Annotated in this window: 20 protein-coding genes; 16 read left to right on the forward strand and 4 right to left on the reverse strand. The window is 48.1% G+C overall.

The annotated features are described in order from the left end of the window. Positions 1-66 precede the first annotated feature (66 nt). The 3 genes from dnaJ (at position 67) to ACLJPE_RS13970 (ending at position 2,905) form a co-directional block, all read left to right on the forward strand. Positions 67-1,206 (forward strand): molecular chaperone DnaJ, encoded by a 1,140-nt coding sequence (dnaJ, locus tag ACLJPE_RS13960; protein ID WP_001119009.1) that lies wholly within the window; start codon positions 67-69, stop codon positions 1,204-1,206. Positions 1,207-1,486: 280 nt separating this feature from the next. Next, entirely contained in the window at positions 1,487-2,434 is a 948-nt protein-coding gene (locus tag ACLJPE_RS13965) for a LysR family transcriptional regulator (protein WP_039514726.1), read from the forward strand. Between the two features lie 126 nt (positions 2,435-2,560). Continuing rightward, a complete protein-coding gene (locus ACLJPE_RS13970) occupies positions 2,561-2,905 on the forward strand; it encodes a phage holin family protein (RefSeq protein WP_000026889.1) in 345 nt (114 codons plus the stop codon). A gap of 60 nt (positions 2,906-2,965) precedes the next feature. On the opposite strand, the gene ACLJPE_RS13975 is transcribed toward ACLJPE_RS13970, so the two are convergent. Together ACLJPE_RS13975 and ACLJPE_RS13980 are read right to left on the reverse strand one after the other, a co-directional pair. Then, the gene (locus tag ACLJPE_RS13975) at positions 2,966-3,499 is read right to left on the reverse strand and encodes a glycoside hydrolase family 108 protein (RefSeq protein WP_001068135.1); all 534 of its coding nucleotides are present in this window, start codon (positions 3,497-3,499) and stop codon (positions 2,966-2,968) included. A gap of 16 nt (positions 3,500-3,515) precedes the next feature. Further along, positions 3,516-3,959, reverse strand: coding sequence for a transcriptional regulator (locus tag ACLJPE_RS13980; protein WP_000860681.1), 444 nt, complete (start codon positions 3,957-3,959; stop codon positions 3,516-3,518). Between the two features lie 380 nt (positions 3,960-4,339). Between ACLJPE_RS13980 and ACLJPE_RS13985 the strand changes: the two genes are divergently transcribed. From ACLJPE_RS13985 to ACLJPE_RS14040, 12 genes are all read left to right on the forward strand, one after another. Next, entirely contained in the window at positions 4,340-6,439 is a 2,100-nt protein-coding gene (locus ACLJPE_RS13985) for a glycosyl hydrolase family 18 protein (protein WP_000235807.1), read from the forward strand. A 92-nt stretch (positions 6,440-6,531) separates the two neighbouring features. Next, positions 6,532-9,528: a hypothetical protein gene (locus ACLJPE_RS13990; RefSeq protein WP_039514722.1), complete on the forward strand. Its 2,997-nt coding sequence runs from the start codon at positions 6,532-6,534 to the stop codon at positions 9,526-9,528. 288 nt (positions 9,529-9,816) lie between these two features. Next, positions 9,817-10,512: a winged helix-turn-helix transcriptional regulator gene (locus tag ACLJPE_RS13995; RefSeq protein WP_000980522.1), complete on the forward strand. Its 696-nt coding sequence runs from the start codon at positions 9,817-9,819 to the stop codon at positions 10,510-10,512. Positions 10,513-10,940: 428 nt separating this feature from the next. Next, the gene (locus tag ACLJPE_RS14000; RefSeq protein ID WP_000743356.1) at positions 10,941-11,483 is read left to right on the forward strand and encodes a fimbrial protein BcfA; all 543 of its coding nucleotides are present in this window, start codon (positions 10,941-10,943) and stop codon (positions 11,481-11,483) included. A 100-nt stretch (positions 11,484-11,583) separates the two neighbouring features. Next, positions 11,584-12,270: a fimbrial biogenesis chaperone BcfB gene (gene bcfB, locus ACLJPE_RS14005; RefSeq protein WP_039514719.1), complete on the forward strand. Its 687-nt coding sequence runs from the start codon at positions 11,584-11,586 to the stop codon at positions 12,268-12,270. Positions 12,271-12,274: 4 nt separating this feature from the next. Beyond that, the gene (gene bcfC / locus ACLJPE_RS14010; RefSeq protein ID WP_039514743.1) at positions 12,275-14,896 is read left to right on the forward strand and encodes a fimbrial usher BcfC; all 2,622 of its coding nucleotides are present in this window, start codon (positions 12,275-12,277) and stop codon (positions 14,894-14,896) included. After that, entirely contained in the window at positions 14,897-15,904 is a 1,008-nt protein-coding gene (locus tag ACLJPE_RS14015; RefSeq protein WP_000701256.1) for a fimbrial protein BcfD, read from the forward strand. Further along, a complete protein-coding gene (locus ACLJPE_RS14020; protein WP_001082038.1) occupies positions 15,905-16,450 on the forward strand; it encodes a fimbrial protein BcfE in 546 nt (181 codons plus the stop codon). A 15-nt stretch (positions 16,451-16,465) separates the two neighbouring features. Next, entirely contained in the window at positions 16,466-16,984 is a 519-nt protein-coding gene (locus ACLJPE_RS14025) for a fimbrial protein BcfF (RefSeq protein ID WP_001243228.1), read from the forward strand. Further along, positions 16,950-17,681 carry a fimbrial chaperone BcfG gene (gene bcfG, locus ACLJPE_RS14030; protein ID WP_001135025.1) on the forward strand — a complete coding sequence of 244 codons (732 nt, stop codon included), beginning with the start codon at positions 16,950-16,952 and terminating at the stop codon, positions 17,679-17,681. Before ACLJPE_RS14025 ends, bcfG begins: the two co-directional genes overlap by 35 nt. A 64-nt stretch (positions 17,682-17,745) precedes the next feature. Beyond that, positions 17,746-18,591 carry a DsbA family protein gene (locus tag ACLJPE_RS14035; protein WP_000291393.1) on the forward strand — a complete coding sequence of 282 codons (846 nt, stop codon included), beginning with the start codon at positions 17,746-17,748 and terminating at the stop codon, positions 18,589-18,591. 38 nt (positions 18,592-18,629) lie between these two features. Then, positions 18,630-18,917 carry a hypothetical protein gene (locus tag ACLJPE_RS14040; RefSeq protein ID WP_000839834.1) on the forward strand — a complete coding sequence of 96 codons (288 nt, stop codon included), beginning with the start codon at positions 18,630-18,632 and terminating at the stop codon, positions 18,915-18,917. A gap of 99 nt (positions 18,918-19,016) precedes the next feature. On the opposite strand, the gene ACLJPE_RS14045 is transcribed toward ACLJPE_RS14040, so the two are convergent. Continuing rightward, positions 19,017-19,466 (reverse strand): transcriptional regulator, encoded by a 450-nt coding sequence (locus ACLJPE_RS14045; protein WP_001601508.1) that lies wholly within the window; start codon positions 19,464-19,466, stop codon positions 19,017-19,019. Between the two features lie 369 nt (positions 19,467-19,835). Between ACLJPE_RS14045 and ACLJPE_RS14050 the strand changes: the two genes are divergently transcribed. Next, entirely contained in the window at positions 19,836-20,840 is a 1,005-nt protein-coding gene (locus tag ACLJPE_RS14050; protein WP_039514715.1) for a LysR family transcriptional regulator, read from the forward strand. 7 nt (positions 20,841-20,847) lie between these two features. Here the strand turns inward: ACLJPE_RS14050 and ACLJPE_RS14055 are convergent, their stop codons facing one another. Further along, positions 20,848-21,285, reverse strand: coding sequence for a transcriptional regulator (locus ACLJPE_RS14055; RefSeq protein ID WP_000158343.1), 438 nt, complete (start codon positions 21,283-21,285; stop codon positions 20,848-20,850). Positions 21,286-21,711: the final 426 nt, after the last annotated feature.

Consider the following 21,711-nt stretch of genomic DNA (forward strand, 5'->3'; position numbering starts at 1 on the left):
TTACTGGCACGGGCGAAGAGGTTTCCTCTCCGCCCGTGTATGCATGTTAAGGGCAGATAAAAAGAGATGGCGAAAAGAGATTACTACGAGATTTTAGGCGTTTCCAAAACAGCGGAAGAGCGTGAAATCAAAAAGGCGTATAAGCGCCTGGCCATGAAATATCATCCGGACCGCAATCAGGGTGATAAAGAGGCCGAAGCTAAATTTAAAGAGATTAAAGAAGCCTATGAAGTGCTGACCGATGCGCAAAAACGCGCAGCCTACGATCAGTATGGTCACGCCGCGTTTGAACAAGGCGGTATGGGCGGCGGATTTGGCGGCGGCTTTAATGGCGGCGCTGATTTCAGTGATATCTTTGGTGACGTTTTTGGCGATATCTTTGGCGGCGGGCGTGGTCGCCAACGTGCGGCGCGTGGGGCTGATTTGCGTTATAACATGGATCTCACCCTGGAAGAAGCGGTGCGTGGCGTGACCAAAGAGATCCGTATTCCGACGCTGGAGGAGTGCGACGTTTGCCACGGCAGCGGCGCGAAAGCTGGCACGCAACCGCAAACCTGTCCGACCTGTCATGGTTCTGGTCAGGTACAGATGCGCCAGGGATTCTTTGCTGTACAGCAGACCTGCCCACACTGTCAGGGACGCGGTACGCTGATCAAAGATCCGTGCCATAAATGCCACGGTCATGGGCGTGTTGAAAAGAGTAAAACTCTGTCCGTTAAAATCCCGGCGGGCGTGGATACCGGCGATCGTATTCGTCTGGCAGGCGAGGGCGAAGCGGGCGAGCATGGCGCACCGGCAGGCGACTTGTACGTTCAGGTCCAGGTGAAACAACACCCTATTTTCGAGCGTGAAGGCAATAATCTTTATTGCGAAGTGCCGATCAACTTTGCGATGGCGGCGCTGGGCGGTGAAATTGAAGTGCCGACGTTAGATGGTCGCGTGATGCTGAAAGTACCGAGCGAAACACAAACGGGCAAGTTGTTCCGTATGCGCGGCAAAGGCGTGAAGTCCGTACGCGGTGGCGCGCAGGGCGATTTGCTCTGCCGTGTGGTGGTTGAAACGCCGGTCGGTCTGAGTGAAAAACAGAAGCAATTGCTAAAAGATCTTCAGGAAAGTTTTGGCGGCCCGACGGGAGAGAAAAACAGCCCGCGTTCAAAAAGCTTCTTTGACGGCGTGAAAAAATTCTTTGACGATTTGACTCGCTAATCTTTTTCCCGTTGTATTTTTCTTCAGCCCGGGTGTTTATCCGGGCTTTTTTCTGCCTGTACGCGCCCAGGCTTCTGTTAAACGCATCGTATCCTCTCATTTGTTGATATTTTGTTTTTACTGATAAACAAATTGATGTTAATCAGCAGTTTTGTATACGCTTATTCTTTAAAAAAACGTGATGTGATGACATTAACAATTGCTTTTTTAGATGCTGTGAATTGATTTATCTTGAGTATTATCTATATTGCTTTTTTTAGTTTCCGGAGGCAGACAGCGAATGGGATCGAAAGGTGCCAACAAGAGCTTTGATTATAATTTAATCAAAATTCTTGACGCTGTTATTTTGTCAGGAAATGCGGCTATGGCGGCAAAAAAGCTAGGCATTACACCGGCTGCCGTCTCTATGGCGTTAAAGCGCCTGCAGAGTTATTACCCGGAAGAACTGTTTAGCAGAGGGAAAGGCGGGCTCATCCCCACAGCTAAGGCTGTCGACATTTACCAAAATTTCAGTCAGGTGATGAAACTGGTGGATGACACATTTCTCTGTAATAGCAAAAAAGATGAAGCGTTCCAGATAACGTTATTAGGCAGTGATATTGTTGAAAGCTATTATCTTTCTCAGCTCTATAACAGCGATATTTTTGACCGTATTTTGATAAATCATTTCTCTGTCAGAAATATGAATCGGGAGCGTATCAGCGAACTTCTGTTTACTGCGCAAGGCGATCTGTTGATTGGTGCCGAACCTTTGCTGGAGTCCGGCATAGAGAATCAAATTATTGATAGTTTTAAATCATTTGTTTGTATCTGTAGCAGTAAACACATGCTGAGTACCCTCTCACAGCTATCGCTACATCATTTTTATTCTTCGCGTCATGCGTTATATCAGCCGGGGATGGGGGCTTCAGTGATATATCATGATAGCGAGTTATTTAAGGATGAGCTTTACTATACTGGCAGGCGTATTGTCGGCTATCGCAGTGATTCGCTTAACGGTTTGATGAGCATGATCGAACGAACCTCATTGATTGCATTGATGCCTTTGAAATTAGCGCTTTTTTATAAAAACCATCGTAAATATGACATTAAATTTATTCAGCCTCCGCCCGAACTGGCTTTGAAGTCAGTTCAGGTCTATGCATCCTGGAATAAAAATAGTAGAAATATATCGACGATTAATGAGATGGTAAGTATGTTACAAACGCTTTCCTCCTTCCGTCGCTAATACACCTCATTTTTACGCTTTGATTTAATATGGTTTTAAATGATGTGCTTTGATTTTCACCCGTCTGACAGGGCGCTTACACTCCTTGTGTTAATTATTCATTTATAATGATTTCGGAGTGTTAAAATGTCTATTCCCAACCATGTGTCGACAACGGAAGTTGTGCTATTGGAGCTAGAGATCTTACTCACTATTATTTCGATTGGCGCGTGGGGAGGCTTTGTCAGCTATCTTTTACGCAAAGATAAGACAGAATATAATAGTTCTCATGAAAGTATAAAATATTGCTTAACGCAGATCGTGATTTCCTGCTTCACCAGTTTCTTGTTAAGCGCGATTGCGATCGAAAAAGAATGCAGTTTCAACATTGTTCTGTTGGCGGCAGGCTTAGGCGGTGTTTTCGCGAGTCCGATCTTAAAAATTCTTGGGCGGCGGATTAAAAAAATTATCGAAGGAAATAATTCAGATTAATTATCATTCACGGTATCAGGCTCATCCGTGAGCCTTTTACGCGTCTTTTTTCAGCCTGGTCTAGGTCACTCTATTCTTGATCCAGCCATAAATAAATTGTTCGTTATTGTGGTTTTTCTCAGCAACGTTTAAGTAGTACGTGCCCTGACTGCAATTGAGAGCTTTCACCAAAACGGCTTCCCCTTCCTGGCCTCGCCAGGCCAAATAATGTTCGAGAGCGGCAAGCGTCCGCGGACCAATATTGCCATCCACATGAACATCCGGGTAGCGTTTACCTTGGTGATTAAAGACGTTCAACCAGCGTTGCAGCCACGCGCTGGGGTGGTAAGCGCCTATGTTGACTGCCGCATCGCACAGCTCGAAGGAGACTGGCCACGATAGCGTCGAGATGACATCAAAGCCTGGTTTTATCCAGTAATCCTCTTCGAGAATCGCGTAGGCTTCAGCGCGGGTCAGATCCCGCATATCGCCAGCATAGCCATGCGCTCGCGCCGTGGCTTCGGTAATGCCCCAATGGGTGGCGCCGCCTTTATCTTTAGGGTTAAATACGTAACCGCCTTCAAGCGCAATAATTCCATCTATAATTGGATTCATCTTCCCTTTCCTTCGCTTAGTGAATATGCAGATACATGAGAGAACCTAACGTTACTGAAAATACGGTCGTCAGGGCAGCGATGGTTTGCCGTACAATCTGTTTTTTTCTTCCCTTTGTTTCGCTATCCGTCGCGATAATGGCGATATCACTATTAACTTTGAGGCCTTGTCTTGGAATGGTAATAAAAAGATCGTTAATACCAAGCGCTTTAAGGTCACGTCTGATTAAATAGAGAATCTGCGTTAGATTTGCATCATTAACATAGTGGCTTCGACTTCCCCATAACGCGGTGGTTATTTTTTGTCGCTCGATAATCTCCAGATGAGCATTCTCGATGATGAAACTGAGACATTTGGCTCTCATCGCAGTCATTTTAATAACCTGTGAATTTGAGACCGTCCTCAGTTCATATTTACCTTCATTGTAAATGCAGTTGCTATTAATGATATAAGTTTTCATAACGTCTTCCTTTAGAAATGTACATCCTGGTTGTCTGTGGTGACTATATTGTATGAGAAATGTCTTAATCCAATAAATGTCACTGGTTTTATTGTATTGTCATTGTCTATAGCGAGTGTAATCACATTATTTCATTGTAATTAAATGATATTTAATTACATGATAAATGATATTTACTATATTCTCACCATAACGGACTAAGCGGGCGCTGAGAGGTGTTGTTTTCTCTTCGACAGACGGTGTTGTTAACCTCATTTTTATGATTTTTATATCATCTAAAAAGATGATGTTTTGTGATTAGCTATTTTTTATGCCTGTAACGATTATGGACCCCGCAGAACGAGCTGCGACAATTTTGAAACGTAAAAGGAAATTTGAAAATGGCTACAAGCAAACTGATTCAAGGCGATACAATTACTGAAACTACTCATGCAGCGAATGGTTTTGACCCTGCAACAAGCGATGATAAAATAAGCTATACTTCCGCTCGTGTTGCGAAACCGGTATACAATAAATATAAAAATTCCACGACTAAACCGAAGGTATTCGGTTATTACACCGACTGGTCACAGTATGACAGCCGTCTGCAAGGCAATATGTCCCAACCGGGCCGTGGTTATGATTTAACCAACGTTTCACCGACGGCTTATGACAAACTGATTTTCGGCTTTGTTGGCATCACCGGTTTCAGAAAAATTGATAAAGAAAACCGCGATGTCGTAGCAGAAGCGGCAGCACAGTGCGGCAAAGTGAAATATGAGCCGACTTTCCTCGATCCGTGGGGTGATTTCCAGTCTTATATCAACCTGGGTTTTGAAACCAGCGGCTGGGATGTTGATCCGAAAACCGTGACCCAGGCTAACGCCAAAGGTATGCTGGGCGCACTGCGTGATATGCAGGCAAAAGCGAAAGCCGCAGGTCACACGCTGGCGCTCTCCATGAGTATCGGCGGCTGGAGCATGAGTAACGGGTTCCACGAAACCGCCGCTTCTGACTCTTCTCGTAAAATCTTCGCCAAAGGCGTGGTGAAACTGTTCAAACAGTTCCCGATGTTCAGCGAAGTGGATATTGACTGGGAATACCCGAACGATGAAGGGGCGGGCAACCCGTTTGGTCCGGAAGATGGCGCTAACTACGCGCTGCTGATTGCCGAACTGCGCAAACAGCTGGATTCCGCTGGTCTGAGCAATGTGAAGATCTCTATCGCTGCTTCCGCGGTGACCACGATTTTTGATCACGCTAAAGTAAAAGATCTGCTGGCTGCCGGCCTGTATGGCATCAACCTGATGACCTATGATTTCTTCGGTACGCCGTGGGCGGAAACGCTGGGCCACCATACCAACCGCAAAGCGCTGGAAGAGGGCGGCTGGGCTGTCGAAACCATCGTTGATCACCTGCTGGCGGAAGGTTTCTCCGCTGACCGTATCAACATCGGTTATGCTGGCTATACCCGTAACGCTCGTCAGGCAGAAATTGAATCCCTGTCGCCGCTGAAAGGTTCTTATAACCCGGGAACAGGTGACACTACAGGTTCTTTCGAATCCGGCACCAGCGAATGGTATGACGTCATTTATAGCTACCTGGATCTGGAAAACCAGAAAGGTCGTAACGGTTTCAACGTTTACACCGACCAGGTCGCTGACGCTGACTACCTGTATAGCCCGGAATCCAAACTGTTTTTATCCCTGGATACGCCGCGTACTGTCAAAGCAAAAGGCGAATATGCAGCGAAACTGGGCCTGGGCGGCGTGTTTACCTGGACTATCGATCAGGACAACGGCGTGCTGGTTAACGCCGTGCGTGAAGGTCTGGGTTATGAAATCGAATCTGAAGTTATCGATATGGAACCGTTCTACTTCGAAGGTATCAATGTAGAAAATGGTGAAGAACAGGGCGATAGCGACGACGCGCAGAAAGTCAACCACGCGCCGAAAGCGGCGATTGAACTGCTGGTCGTAGGCGGATCTACGGTACAGCTGTCTGGCGCAGGTTCTTCTGATGAAGATAGTGATGAGTTGTCCTTTAGCTGGGGCGTGCCTTCTCAAATCGCTGTGGCAGACAAAACGGCAGAAATCATTGAGGTTGTGGTACCGGAAGTTAGCGAAAAAACAGCCTTTCAGTTCACCCTGTTTGTACGCGACTGCTACAACGAACCGTCCTCTCAACAGCGCTTTGTTCTGACGGCTGTGCCTGCGCTATCTCAGGTTCAACCGGAACCGGAAGAGGAAGAAGAGATTATCGTTCCTGTACCGGACGAGGAAGAAGATACCACGCCAGCTGAGGATGATACGCCAGCAGATGACAAAACGTCACCTTACGCACAGTGGGATGCTTTGACCGTTTATGGCGCAAACTGGGGTTCTTTCGAAATCGTTAGCTGGAAAGGCCATAACTATCAGGTGAAATGGTGGTCTATGGGCAACCAGCCTGACCTGAACTGCGGTGTCGGCGGTGCATGGACCGATCTTGGCGCTTACTAATACACGGCATTAAGCACGATGTATTGGGCTTCATGATTCAAGCCCCGGTTTACCGGGGCTTTTCTCCACCAGGGACAGAGGAAGAGTAGACCATGACCATTTCCATCCATGCCAGCGCATTTGACGTCAACAGCTGGTATCAAAAAATCACCTTAACCTTTATTAATGAGAGCGGTAATGCGGTCGATATGAACCATGCCGCAATATCGTTCACGGCCTCCGGGCACATCGATCCATGGGGAAATAGCGGCGGTACGCTCAAAGGGAACCTGCCGCTTACGTTGAACGATAGTTCGTATGGCACGCTGGAAACTAACAACATCATCATTAATAACAGCGATGCATTACTTCTTCAGCCGGGCGAACGCGGGACGCTCTCTTTCAGCCTCGCGGCGACACAGGTGCCGGTAAAAATGTCCACCATCACCTTGATGCTGGCGTCATCGTCATCCGAAGACACAGAGTCTGAAACCTTATCCGATGAGGAGACGCCAGCGATACCCGCCGCAGATGAACACCCCGCCGAACCCGATGCGCCGGAAAAGGATAACAACCTTCAGGAACGCGGCCTTACGCTTAACGTTAGCGAGTTGAATACCGCGAGTTGGTATCAACGCGTCACCTTTACGCTGACCAACCTCTACGCCCAGGCGGTAGATCTCAATCAGCTTCAACTGAATTTTACGGCCAGCGCGCACCCCGACCCCTACAGTCCGTTTCAGGGAACAATGCTGGGGAATCAGGCCGTGACGCTGGCCAGCGATGGGGGATGGCCCATCGAGAAGAATACCATCACCATTAATCATGACGGCGCGCTGATGCTGGCGGCGGGAGATACCGCCGAATTACAGTGCTATCTGGCCGCCACGCAGATGCCAGTTGCCATCAGCGATTTGAGCGCGACGTTGGCCCATGACCCTGCCCGTCAGGGAAAAATTTGCGTTCATTTTCCTGCCATGACGCAGACCGTGGCGCTTAAACCGGCGATTGAGCTGCTGTTTCCTGCCGGCGAAACCCGGCGCTTTGTCGGTGAGTGGGGAGAGGTGCTGACAATAGGCGATCTTAGCGCAGGAACGTATCGGCTTACCGTACCGGTACTGGCGAATGATGAGATGCAAATCGCGCCAGTCGAGTCCTCTTTTACCGTTACGCTGCAAACCGGCGATGCCGCCGCGCAGGTCCAGGTATCCTGTCTGCCGATTGTCCGTTATGCCAGCGCGCGTCTGATGATTGACGCCCCTGCGCTTGGTAATGCGAAATTGACCGTTGAGATCGCCGATGCTACGCAAGCGGATGAGCGTACCGTCACGCTTATCGCCAACCAACCGCAGTTAATCACCCGGCTACTGGCGGGGCATCATTATACGGTCAATCTGCAGCCTGCGATGATTAATAACCGCTTTATATCGGCACCCATACAGCTTACGGGTTTTATCCCTGCCGCGGCGCAGGTTGCCGAGGTTGCTGTCGCTTACCAGCAGGCAGCGATCGACACGGCGAGTTTCGTGACGGTGGATGCCACTCTACTGGGCCTGCCTGATAGCGTCGCGCCGCAGCGTTATCTGTTCAGCAGCGGTAAATATCAATACTCATTAATGCTGGAGAGCGGCAGCGATCGGCAGACGTTGGCATTACGCTTTGCGCCCGGGCTGTATGATGTTCAGACGGACGATATTTTCATCGACAGCGTGCCGTGGCGTTGTGAACAGGCCGGGCCGCTACGGTTATTGCAAAAGGTCAACCATGTGGCGCTGGAGTTTCTGCCCGGCGTGACGCTACAGGTAAAAGGTTGGCCTGATTACCTTGCTCATGGCGGCGTGACGGTTAACGCGCCAGAGACGGTTTCTCTTTATCGCGATATACCGTTTAGCGCGTTGTTTAAATACGATGGTTTTGACGGCGGCGGCGATCCGGTTCCGGCCGCGGAGGTTGACGTGAACGGGGATGGTTTTCTGGATTACGCGACGTTACCGATCCATAAAACCGTTGCGCTGGTGCGCCAGATAGAAAAAGAAGCCGGGCGTAGCGTCATGCCGGTAATGGTCATTTATACCGCGAATGCCAGCGGCGGTAGCGCCCTGGCGGATTTACAGGATGCGCAAAAGCTACGTAACCATTTTGGTAACTTTATTACCCAGTGTCTGGCGGCGCAGTCATACAAAGATGAGACGCATCCTGTCCCGGCTACCTTTGTGCTTAACCCGGATTTTCTGGGGGCGCTACAGCAAGGACCGTATGGCTATACCGTAGTACGGCAAAAAAACAGTGTGCCGGTGAATGCCCAACTGGCGGCGGCGATACAAGCATTACCGGCGATGGCTGGCTTTATCGCGCCTTCGTTGCCGACGTTTAGCGACGATCTCTACGGCTATATTCAGGCGGTGAACTATCTTGTTCGTCAGTTTGCCCCGGACGTGGCTTTTGGCTGGCAGACGAATGTCTGGGCGACAGGAACGGCGGACTGGGTGCTGCGCGATACAGCTGATCCGGTAGCTGAAGGGCTGGCGATCGCCGAATTTATTCATGAACTGGGCGTTTATAGCGGAGAATATGCGCCGGACTTTATTGCGTTTGATAAATTTGAGCGTGACTGTTTCAGTCCTGATGCGCTTGCCCACTATGGCTGGAATGCGACATGCTGGCTTAATTACCTGGCGATGGTCAAACAGGTGACGAAAGCGCTGCTGACGCCCGCCATGCTGTGGCAAATCCCAGGCGGCCATATGCCTACAGTAGAAGAGGGCGTCAGTAAAATCAGCGCTGCGCACTTTGCATCCGGCGGAACCTTTTTTATGGGTGACGCCCGCATTGGCAGCGATCCTGACACGCTCTCTTTGCAGCTACTCAATACGGCCTTAAATAGCGCGACTTACGGCGTCCCGACCGTCGGCGACTTTTTACGTAAAGATAAAGGGTATGACTGGAGCCAGATGCAGGCGCTGAACCTACCGGACTTTAACGTCTTTTCGATCTTATGGGGCGGTGGTTCTACTATCAGTATTACGACAATCCATTCTAACGGTGAAGACGGCGGCTGGCTAGCGGATAAAATGGTAGAGTATTATGCTGCTCCACGCTATTTCAGATAATATCACTGCTTATTTGCATTAATCTGGACTATTAGTTTGAGATTCGAAGGCGCGCTCTTTCGAATCTCTTTTCTTGCGCCCCCTGACCTCCCATTCTTTATGCGTAATTCGTTATTAATTTTCTGTAATCATTTTGTATTAAGAATTGTCTTAATCTTAAAAATATTGCGTATTAGTGCCTTGTGAATACAGAAATACTGCATAGCGATGTTATTTATTATTAATTTAAGTACTTTTTGAGAGGTTATACTGTGGCGCTACATTGAGTAGATAACCGTTAATGAAAAAATGATGAACGACGCTTTTGCTAAAGATAATAATGAGAATTCATTACACTCTTTTCTTTTTTCTCAGCAGGCTAAACCTCACGCGGCGATTGATGCCTTATTTTCGGCATTGTTGCCATTTGGTCAACCGTTTACGCTGGGTATCGGCGATGAGTTTTATTTACAGGCAAATGATGAACACTACATTGTATTACTGGAGTCTGGCGTTGTTTCTTTCTGTCATAATGACAAACGACTCCATATATCTTCATCGTTTGCGCCATCGGTCGTGGGTATGGTTGACAGCTATGGCGCTACCTATAATGTCCCCGCGCGACCGGAACACTTTTTGCTCGCAGAAACGGTTTGTACCGGTAGATTTGTTCGCCTGCCGGATTTTATAAAAATCGCCGATGAATGCGATTTATGGCACGACGTGGCCCGTTGTCTGGCTTACCGTCTGATGGTGATGAGCGCGCGCGATCGTGAATTAGTCGGCGTCGATTCTTATCTGAAAGTTCGGGCGCTGCTGACTGAAATCTGGGCTTATCCACAGGCCTACCGGGAAAGCATTATCGTGTTGAATTTTATTCAACGACGTACCGGGATATCGCGCAGTCGGACCATGAAGATTCTGTCTGAACTAAAAAAAGGCGGGTATATCCATATTGATAATGGGCGGCTGACGGCGCTCGGAAAACTGCCAGTGGCGTATTAATGTACTATATGCAACGATATATTTACATATCTCGACTGAATTTGCCTGTTATCGTTAATAGAATGTTTTATTGAAGGTTGTTATGAAGGCTATTTTTAAAAGTCAATATGGCTAAAGGAGATAGGCCGAACGACTGGTGTAAAGTTAATATAAAACAATAAGTTATGCTTAGTCCTATAAAACCAAATGTCGATGATTGCAACTTGCCGTTGGCTTGCTAATAATTAATAACATCGTTATCTCATTATAACGTAAAGATTAACTCACGACGTTGAGTGGCTGTTTTATTGCTTCTGACATTTATATCAGAACAAGAAGACACTTTTTTTCGCATAAGAAAAAGTCGTGATATTGCTGTGAAGAAATATCAGCAGCCGTTGCGTTAAAAAATCTGATTACCCTCATTTTTATATTTAAAAGGAGCTTGAATGAAAAAGCCTGTACTAGCATTAATGGTCTCTGCGATTGCCTTTGGCGGAATGTTGTCCACCGCGCAAGCGGATACTACAACCGTCACTGGCGGTACGGTAAATTTTGTCGGACAGGTCGTTGACGCCGCCTGTTCTGTTTCCGCTGACTCTGTCGATCAGACCGTGACATTAGGCCAGGTTCGCGCCAGTAAATTAACCGAGGCCGGTATGGTGGCGAATCAAAAAGAAGATTTCACCATTAAACTGGAAGACTGCGATACTCAGACCAGCCAGAATGCGGCGGTGATTTTTAATGGCCAGCAGGACGCAAACCAGCCGGGTTCACTGGCGAATACCGCTGGGGCAGGTTCGGCGACGAATGTGGCATTACAACTTTATGGACCAGATGGCCAGGCGCTGAATATCGGTGAATCGTCCAGTACTGTTACCTTGAACGATGGCGAAAACGTTATTCCGCTTAGCGTGGATTATATCGCTACCGGTACGGCGACTGCCGGTAATGTTAGTGCGACGGCGACATTTAGCATGGTTTATTCCTGATTCCTTATCGGGATTTTTTTCTCGTCTGTTGGGAGGCGAGAAAGGGGCGTTACGCGCGTCACTGCGCGTAACAAACCGACGGCATCAGGATATTACGCAGATGAAAAAAAACGTACCGATTTTCCTTCGATTATTGCTACTGCTGTCGGCGGCCGGCCTGTCGTTTGCCGCGCAGGCGGGAGGCATTGCGCTGGGCGCGACCAGAGTGATTTATCCGCTGGGAAGTAAGCAAACCTCCTTGCCGATTATTAATTCTTCTGCCAGCAATGTTTTTTTAATTCAGTCATGGGTCGCCAATGCCGATGGTTCACGCTCGACGGATTTTATCATCACGCCGCCTCTCTTTGTGATCCAGCCTAAAAAAGAAAATATATTACGTATTATGTATGTCGGGCCGTCATTACCGACCGATCGCGAAAGCGTATTTTATTTAAACAGTAAAGCGATACCCTCTGTCGATAAAAATAAGCTGACCGGCAACTCCCTGCAAATTGCGACGCAAAGCGTGATTAAGCTATTTATTCGCCCGAAAAATCTGGCGGAGGCGCCAGCTCATGCCCCGTCGACGCTTCGCTGCCGTAACGAACGCGGCCAGCTAACGATTACTAACCCTTCGCCGTACTACGTTTCGATGGTTGAACTGTACAGCGCGGGGAAAAAGCTGCCGAATACTATGGTACCGCCGAAAGGCGCGATCACTCTCCCGGCGACGCCCGGCCAGGTATCTTTGCGCACGGTAAACGATTTTGGCGCAACGACGCCAGCACGCGTTTGTCCAGCTTCATGATGTTATGCGTAATCAGCTTTTCATGACGCGATATTACTCCAGCGTAGCTAAACCCGTATTAACCCCGCTGGCGTTGGCTATCGCACTGGCGCCTGCGCCGGGGTGGGCGGAAAACTATTTCAACCCGGCATTTCTGTCTGACGACCCGTCTGCGGTGGCCGACTTATCGACCTTTTCCCGTAATGCCCAGGCGGCGGGAATGTATCGCGTTGACGTTTACCTGAACAATACGTTTCTCGCGACCAGAGACATAGCCTTCCAGGCGGTGAAAACGACGGGAAAAAGCGCGCCCACCGATGACAGCGGATTACGCGCCTGCCTGACGCCTGAAATGCTTAAAAATATGGGGGTAAACACCGGGGCGTTTCCACTGTTGGCGAAGGCGGCGGCGGGAAGTTGCCCGGATCTCGCCAGTGCGATACCGGCCGCCCGGCCCCGCTTTGATTTTGCGCAGCAACGTCTCGACATTAGCATCCCGCAGGCGGCGATGGTTGCCAGCGCCAGAGGCTATATCCCACCGCAATACTGGGATGAAGGTATTAACGCGTTGCTATTGAATTACACCTTTACCGGCGCGAATAGTCAGGATCGGAGCCCAGGCGGCAGTGCGGAGAACAGCTATTTTCTTGGATTGAATAGCGGCCTTAATCTGGGGGCCTGGCGGTTACGCGACTACTCCACATGGAACGCGAATAGCGGCGATCAGAATAGCGACAGCGACTGGCAGCACATCAGTACTTATCTGGAACGTGATGTGGTCTTTTTGCAGGGAGAACTGACGGCAGGCGATAGTTATACCCCCTCCGCATTATTCGACAGCCTTCCTTTTCGCGGTCTACAACTGGCGTCTGACGACAATATGTTGCCAGACAGCATGAAAGGCTTCGCGCCGACCATTCACGGCATTGCCAGAAGCAACGCGCAAGTGACCATTCGGCAAAACGGCTACATCATCAATCAGCGCTATGTGCCGCCCGGGGCATTTACTATTAATGATCTCTATCCCACCGCCGCCAGCGGCGATTTGACTGTGGAAGTCAAAGAGTCTGACGGTTCTATTAATCGCTATAACGTGCCCTATTCCGCCGTGCCGATTCTACAACGAGAAGGGCGGCTGAAGTATGCGGCGACGGTGGCGGAGTATCGCAGCGATAGTAGTCAAAAAGAGAAGGTGAAATTCAGTCAGGCGACCTTGATATGGGGGTTACCGCATGGTTTTACGCTGTATGGCGGAACACAACTTTCCAGTCATTATCACGCGCTGGCGATCGGCAGCGGCGCAAATCTGGGCGACTGGGGCGCGGTGTCGCTGGATGTCACCCAGGCTACCAGTACGCTGGCGGATAATAACACCTACCAGGGGCAATCGCTGCGTTTCCTGTATGCCAAATCGCTTGCACAGTCAGGAACCAATTTACAGCTTATGGGCTATCGCTATTCAACCTCGGGCTTTTATACGCTGGATGATACCACGTGGAAACGGATGAGCGGCTATGACGATGACAGTCGGACTGACAGCGATAAAAGCAGGCCGGAATGGGCGGATTATTACAATCTTTATTATACCAGGAGGGGGAAAGTACAACTCGATATCAATCAACAGCTAGGCGGGTTGGGATCGCTTTTTATTACCGGCAGTCAGCAAAGTTACTGGCACACTGATGAAAAGGATTCTTTGTTGCAGGTGGGATACAGCGATACGCTGGCGGGTATTGCATGGAGTGTTTCTTATAACAATAACAAATCCGCAGGCGATGCGGAGCGCGATCAAATTTTCGCGCTGAATATCTCGGTGCCGCTAAGTCAATGGCTACAACACGACGATGAGGTCACGCGCCATCACAATGTTTACGCTACCTTTAGCACCAGTACGGATAAACAGCATAACGTTACGCAGAATGCGGGCCTTAGCGGCACACTGCTGGACGAAAACAATCTTAGTTACAACATACAACAAGGTTATCAGAATCACGGTATTGGCGAAAGCGGCTCCGCCAGCCTGGAATACGATGGGGCGAAAGGCAACGCCAACATTGGCTATAACGTTAGCGATAACGGCGATTACCAGCAGGTGAATTATGGCCTGAGCGGCGGCCTGGTGGCGCACGCGCATGGGGTGACGCTAAGCCAGCCGCTGGGCAATACCAATATTTTGATTGCCGCGCCGGGCGCAGCCAACGTCGGCGTTGTCGACCAGCCGGGTATTCATACGGACGCGCGTGGCTATGCGGTGGTGCCGTATGCGACGACATATCGCCAAAACCGTATGGCGCTGGACGTTAACGCGATGGCTGATGATGTCGATATTGATGACGCGGTGACTCGCGTTGTGCCGACCGAGGGCGCGCTGGTTCTGGCCCGCTTTAAAGCGCGAGTCGGCGCGCGTGCCCTGGTAACGCTGAATCATAACGGTAAGCCTGTCCCCTTTGGCGCAACGGTGACGGTGAATGAGCGTCATGCGGAGGCGATTGTTGACGAGGCCGGGGAGGTCTATCTTTCCGGGTTGTCAGCGCAAGGCGTTCTGCACGTTCGCTGGGGGAACCTGCCGGATCAACAGTGCGTCGCGTCCTATCATCTCTCTTCCTCCCGTCAGATTCTGAGCCGACAACATGCGGAGTGTCATTAAATGAAAATACCTCTTTTATTTGCTCTGCTGGTGGGAAGTGTCGTATCGCAGTACGCATTCGCAGACGTGTGTAAAAACGTTAACGGTGTACCTTCCAGTATTAATTACGATTTAACGACCACTCTGACGGCAGAACAAAACCAGGTGGGAAAGACGGTTCAACTGGAAAAAAGCCAGGAAGTTAATGTACAGGCGGTGTGTCCCGCCGGCGCGGCGACCAATAGCCAGACTTATCGCTCCTATGTGTCGCCATATCCGATCGTAGAAACGAGCGGTAACTGGAAATATTTAAAGCTGGACCCGGACTATCTTGAAGGCGGAATGCGAATTGAGGATTCTTCGGCGGGCGATATCTATCCGCCAATGAACAATGTCCTGATGGGATATGATGAAAATGTGAAAGCGGGTCAACCGTTTTACGTTCGTGACTCAAATCTGGAGTTTCAGCTCAAAATTGTTAAACCGTTCGTCGGCACGGTGAATATTAGTCCTAAGACTATGTTCAATGTTTATGTCATGACCGCCGCAGGCGATCCGCTGACAGATGTCGTGTACAGCATTCTTTATAGTGGAACGGTGACCGTACCGCAAAGCTGCGAAATCAACGCCGGACAAACGATTCTGGTGAATTTCGGCGCATTGTACAGTGGCAATTTCAACCATGCAGGCCAAAAGCCGGAGGGGGTACGAGCGAAAAAATTCAGCGTACCGGTAAAGTGCAGCGGTCTGGATTCGCAGGTCAATTTAACGATGCGTCTTATCGCTACGCCGGATAGCCACGTTCCCCAGGCTATCGCTTCGGATAATGCGGATGTCGGCGTAGTGGTCGAAACCGATGAAGGAAACGCGCTTATCCCCAATGATGCACAGAGCGTCGCTCCTTTTATCACCGATAGCGCCGGACGCGCTAACATCACATTGCAAGCCTACCCGGTGAGTACAACAGGCGAAACGCCAGCGGAAGGGGCGTTTACCGCGCTGGCCAGCCTGCGAGTGGACTTTGACTAAATGAACAGATCACACTGCGCTCTTTTTGCCATGGGACTGATGCTGTGTCCACAAATCAATGCCAGCGCTGACGACCTCGCTTACAACCTCGAATTTACCGGCACTATTGTGGCGCAAACCTGCGACATAGATATTTCCAGTCTCAGTCAAAGTATTGATTTAGGGCAGTTTGCGGTCGGCGATTTTCCTTCGACGGGAACAACGACAAAATTTAAGCCCTTTAATATCAACCTCAAAAATTGTTCCCGAGGAATTGCCGGGGCGAAGATCTGGTTTACCGGCGAACCCGATCCGGACAATCCCGCGCTACTGGCGATAACCGATACCGGGATGGGAAGCGGAAACATGTTAGCAAGCGGGGTTGGGGTGGAAATTCTGAATGATGATCAGGATACCATCAGTATCAATAATGCCGACTCAGTGGTCTATCCGTTGAAAGCCGGACGCAACACGCTGTCTTTTTATATTCGCTATAAATCGACCCGGCCTACGGTCACGTCCGGGAACGCGACGGCGGTCATGTATTTCGATATGCAGTATGAATGAGGAGCCATCGTAATTATGCGTAACGATATCCTGTACGGCATCGGGATGCTGCTGGCGGCATCCGGCGTCCAGGCGCATGATGGCCGGGTCTATGTCTCCGGAACCATCACGGACAATACGTGTTCGCTCTCTCCAGACTCGGAAAATATTAACGTGGCGATGGGCGCGGTTTCTCAACGGCAGTTTTATCGCGCAGGCGACGGTTCCGCATGGCAACCTTTTGCTATCGATTTACAAAACTGCGGCAGCACTGCCAGCGGCGTAACGGTCAGTTTTAGCGGTGCGGGGGACAGCCGTAATACGGATTTATTGGCGCTTACCGCAGGGGAAAGCGACGCTTCAGGCATTGGGATTGCGCTTTATGATCAAAATAAAACCTTAATCCCACTGGGGCAGGAGAGTGATGTAGTGACGCTCAGTCCGGGCCAGGCGTCGGCGCATCTGCAATTTTACGCGCGTTATCTTGCCGATGGCGGCACGGTAACGCCCGGGGATGCCAATGCCTCCGCAACCTTCATTCTTGCCTATGAATAAGTTCTTTTTACGCTGCGCAATATATTGGTGCTTGCTTCCCATATCATGGGCGCAGGCTGGCGTGGTGATTGGCGGTACTCGCTTTATCTATCATGCGGACGCCCCGGCATTAAGCGTACCGGTAAGTAACCATTCAGAAGCGTCCTGGTTAATTGATACGCATATTTTACCTGGCGGCCGCTGGCCCGGAACCAAAAACGAAGGGAATATCACGCCCTTCGTGGTCACGCCGCCATTATTTATGCTTTCAGCGCGCCAGGAAAACACGCTGCGGGTGGTTTATACCGGCGAACCGCTACCCGCCGACAGGGAAAGTCTGTTTACCTTGAGTATCGCCGCTATTCCCTCCGGTAAACCGGAAGCGAACCGTGTACAAATGGCGTTTCGTTCGGCTTTAAAATTGCTCTATCGCCCTGAGGGACTCGCCGGCAATCCGCAGCAGGCCTACCGGCATCTGAGCTGGTCGCTTACCCCTGATGGCGCGACGGTACGCAATCCGACACCCTATTACGTTACGCTCTTTTTATTACGCGCTAACAAGCGCGCCCAGGACAACGCCGGGGTCGTGGCTCCCTTTGCAACGCGTCAAACGGACTGGTGCCGGCACACGGTTCGCTGCACTGTGCGCTGGCAAAGTATTAATGACTATGGGCGGGTAATGCCAGCGCAAACCGTGGATCTGACGCGTATTCATTAACCTATTTTTCAGGCGTCTCCCGATAGCGGGAGGCTTTCCGATCTTATCGAACGAGACTTTTATTATGTATTATCACGCGTTAAAACTTTCCCGACTGGCGATGTTGACGTTGGCAGGCGTTGCCGTATCCGCCTCGGCAATCGCCGCCGATTCTGCCCCGACGTCGCAAATTGGTCCGACGGCGGAAGCCTACATCGTCAGTCATCCGGATAAAGTGGGAGAGGTGGTGGCAACGTATTTGGCCGAACATCCGGAATTTTTGGTCGCCGCCAGCGAGACATTGCATCAGCGTCAGCAGATTGCGCAACAACAGGCATATGTTCAACTGGCATTACAGTATCGTGCTGAGTTGCTCAGTAGCAGCAGTCCTTCCGTTGGGCCCAACGAGGCAAAAGCGGCGGTGGTGATGTTCTTTGATTACCAGTGCTCGTGGTGTAGCAAAATGGCGCCTGTGGTCGAAAACCTGATTAAGGCGAACCCGGATACCCGGTTTATTTTTAAAGAGTTTCCTATTTTTTCCTCCCGCTGGCCGGTATCCGGACTGGCGGCCAGAGTCGGCGAACAGGTATGGCTTACCCAGGGCGGGGCGAAATATCTCGACTGGCATAATGCGCTTTATGCCACAGGGAAGGTGGAAGGCGCGTTAACGGAACACGATGTCTATACCCTGGCGCAACATTATCTAACGCCGACGCAGTTGGCCGCCGTAAAAGAAGCGCAAAGCAGCGGTGCAGTACATGATGCGCTCCTCACTAACCAGGCACTGGCGCAGCATATGGATTTTAGCGGCACGCCTGCTTTTGTCGTCATGCCTCAGACGCAAAACGGTGATGTAAAACGGGTGACCGTGATCCCGGGAAGCACGACTCAGGATATGTTGCAAATGGCAATTCAGAAAGCGAAGGGGTGATATTCGCTCAGAGGAGAACGCACAGGAGTGAAAGTAAAATGAAGTCTATGCGTTGCGTCATACCGGTGATTTTACTTTCCTTTATCGTTCATGAAGGGACAGCGAAACCGACCGCTCAGATTCATTTTATGGGATCGGTTGTTGAGGCAGGTTGCTGGAATGACGTGGGAACCTTAGAAATTCAATGCCATAATAAACAGGGAGTTGAACGTTATATTATTGTCGAGAATATTATCACGCCGATATCGTCTCCTCATGCAACGGTAAAACGAGATTATTTGGATGAAGATAAGCAATTAACAGTGCTACGCATTGTCTATGACTGAACCGCGTAGCAGACCGCAGATGGTGTCCCGTCAGTGTCGTGTGAGGATATTATGAAAAATGTTCTCACCTTCCCGGGACACGGTCTACAGACTTTATCTTCAGATAAACGGCGCTAAAAAGAAAAGTACGATCAATAAAAAAAGAGTGGGAATACCAATAGATATAATTTTATTACATCGGTGAGTATGATGTTGAATAGCTTGTGGCGGTATGTCAGCAGCGTCAATGATAAATCTTTCATCGATTTTTATTCCCTGCCTGGGGAGCGTAACGAACAGTTCGAAAAGCCCGATTTGTTGTAAATCTCGTCGCAGCAGATAAAGAAGTTGCGTCAAATTAGCATCGCTAACAAATTGACTTCGCTCTCCCCAAACTGCGTGTGAAATCATTTCTCGCGTAATCAACTTCCTGTAGGCGTTTTCAATAAGATAGCTTAAGCAGCGCGCACGCATTAAAGTCATCTTTAGCACTTTTTTATCATGTAATGATATTATTTCTCTTAACGACTCATTATAAATAAATTCGTTATTAATAGAGTATTGTCTCATGAATTCACTCCATTTTGATATTCATAAGGTAAGTTTCACACTGTCAGTGTGTTCACTGGCGGTAAAGTACTTCTTGCATCAGCACGGATAAGCGTAGAGAATCTCAAAGAAATAAGAGAATCATTTGTGATTAAACAGGATAACATTATGCTTTTTTACTTTTTTATAAAGTGTGCCAGATGTTTTTGATGTTTTTTATAAAATAGTATCATGTGTTTTTATTTCATACAGGCTGAAATGATATCAATAAAACTATAATTTAATAACAAACAGGTAGAGGAAATGATTTACTTATTGAAATAAGTGTGGTGCAAGGTTAATCTGCGCTTTAAATGATGGTGCCAGATTATACCAGCCAGGATAACCTATATGCGGCCAATAAAAAATGCTAAAAAAATTGACTACAATCTGATCAAAGTATTCGATACGGTTATTACTGAAGGAAATGCAACCAGGGCGGCGAGGAAACTGGATGTCACGCCTGCGGCGATCTCTCAGGCTCTTCTTCGCTTACAAAATCTTTATGGCGAAGAGTTATTTATCAGAACCCGCAAAGGATTAGTCCCGTCCAGCAAAGGTAAATCGCTCCACCAGGTATTTCGCCAGGCAATTGAATCTATAGAAAACACACTTTGCGATAAAACAGATGCTCAGGAGAGTAATGAACTCATTGTTCTGGGGAGTGATATCACTGAAAATTACTATTTTCCGGCGTTGCTGGATATGATGTTGGTGAATCGATATATTATTAAACACTATGCGATTAAAAAAACAGGGGAATACTCGCCAGCCTCCATGCTGACGCATAGTTATGCGGATGTCATCATGGGAATTCTGGATATTAAGAGTGAGATGATCGAAAGTTATCTTATTGATAATTTATCTGATTTTGTTTGTGTTTGTGGTGAAAAAAGTCCATTGGTTGGGCTTGAAAAAATTTCTTTATATAATTTTTATGCTGCCAGACATGCTGTCTATCATTCAGATATGTTCTCTTCTTTCACCGCTGATAGCATTGATTTATTCAAGAGCAGTACGCCTTATGCGGGGCGCAGGGAAATAGGTTATTATAGTGATTCACTATTTGGAGTTATCGGTGTTGTTGAGAAAAGCGATATGGTTGCGATTTTGCCAGGAAAGATTGCTACTTATTTTAGAGATGTACGGCGTTATAATATAAAAATACTACGTATGCCTGATGAAATAATTTTTCGTACGTTACCCGTTTATGCTTATCTGGCTACAAACAGCATCCATTATAAAAATGCCAAAAAACTGATATCAACATTTCAGTCGACCTTTCTTTTTAGCCAGGAAAAGCAGCCTGACGCTTTGGTTGAAGGAAGCACATCCTTATGCGATTTGTCGGTTTAATATCAAATTATTGTATTAAATAAATAACCGTTATGACCATGGTCAGTAAAGCGAAAAGTAATGCCATATATTTATACCCTTCTTTTTTTAAAGAAGAGGGATGGTTTTTATTTTCATTGCTGATAATAATGTTAGCATCAACTTTAATACCAGTTCGGGGCACCGTGGAAAAAAACTGGCTCAGGCCAAAGCCTTTAAGGTCGCGCCGCAGTAGATATAAAATCTGGGTCAGATTGGCGTCGCTGATAAATTGACTTCTTTCCCCCCAAAGTTCATTAGTGAGCTGTTTTTTATAAATAATCTCTTGTTGTGCGTGATTCAGCATATATTCCAGACACTTTATACGCATTGCGGCAATTTTTATCATCTTTCCCGTTTTTATGTTTTTTAGCTCATTGGTCTTATCATTGTAAGTGTGCGTGCTGTTAATTAAATAAATAGTCATGATGTTATTTTATGGGTTTAATGGGGGTGGCGATAATAATATGCATATTAAATTTAGGGATCAACTGGCGTGACTGTAATAGCGCCTTTTTTCCAGAGAAAATCGTATCATGTCACAAAAATGATGGTTTTTTAGAAAAGCTAAAGTTTTATTTTTAGTTACTCTAAAAATAAAATGATAGTAGTGTTAATTTTTATCAGTAGATTGATGTGCTTTGATTGATTTATTGTTGGTATAAAATAATTTGAATTACGGCGTAAGGCCTATGCCAACCATTAAAAAGGTATAGGCTATTGGTCGCAAAGCATTAATGCTACATAATTGTTATGCTTTTATAGTAGCGCCAGGGAAATAAAATCTCCGGATGATAAAGAATAGTGTTAGTCTGGGTGTTATTTTATGGATGTTTTATTTTAAATTATTAAA

This window comes from Salmonella sp. SAL04196, from assembly GCF_046550835.1.
Taxonomy (GTDB): Bacteria; Pseudomonadota; Gammaproteobacteria; order Enterobacterales; family Enterobacteriaceae; genus Salmonella; species Salmonella enterica.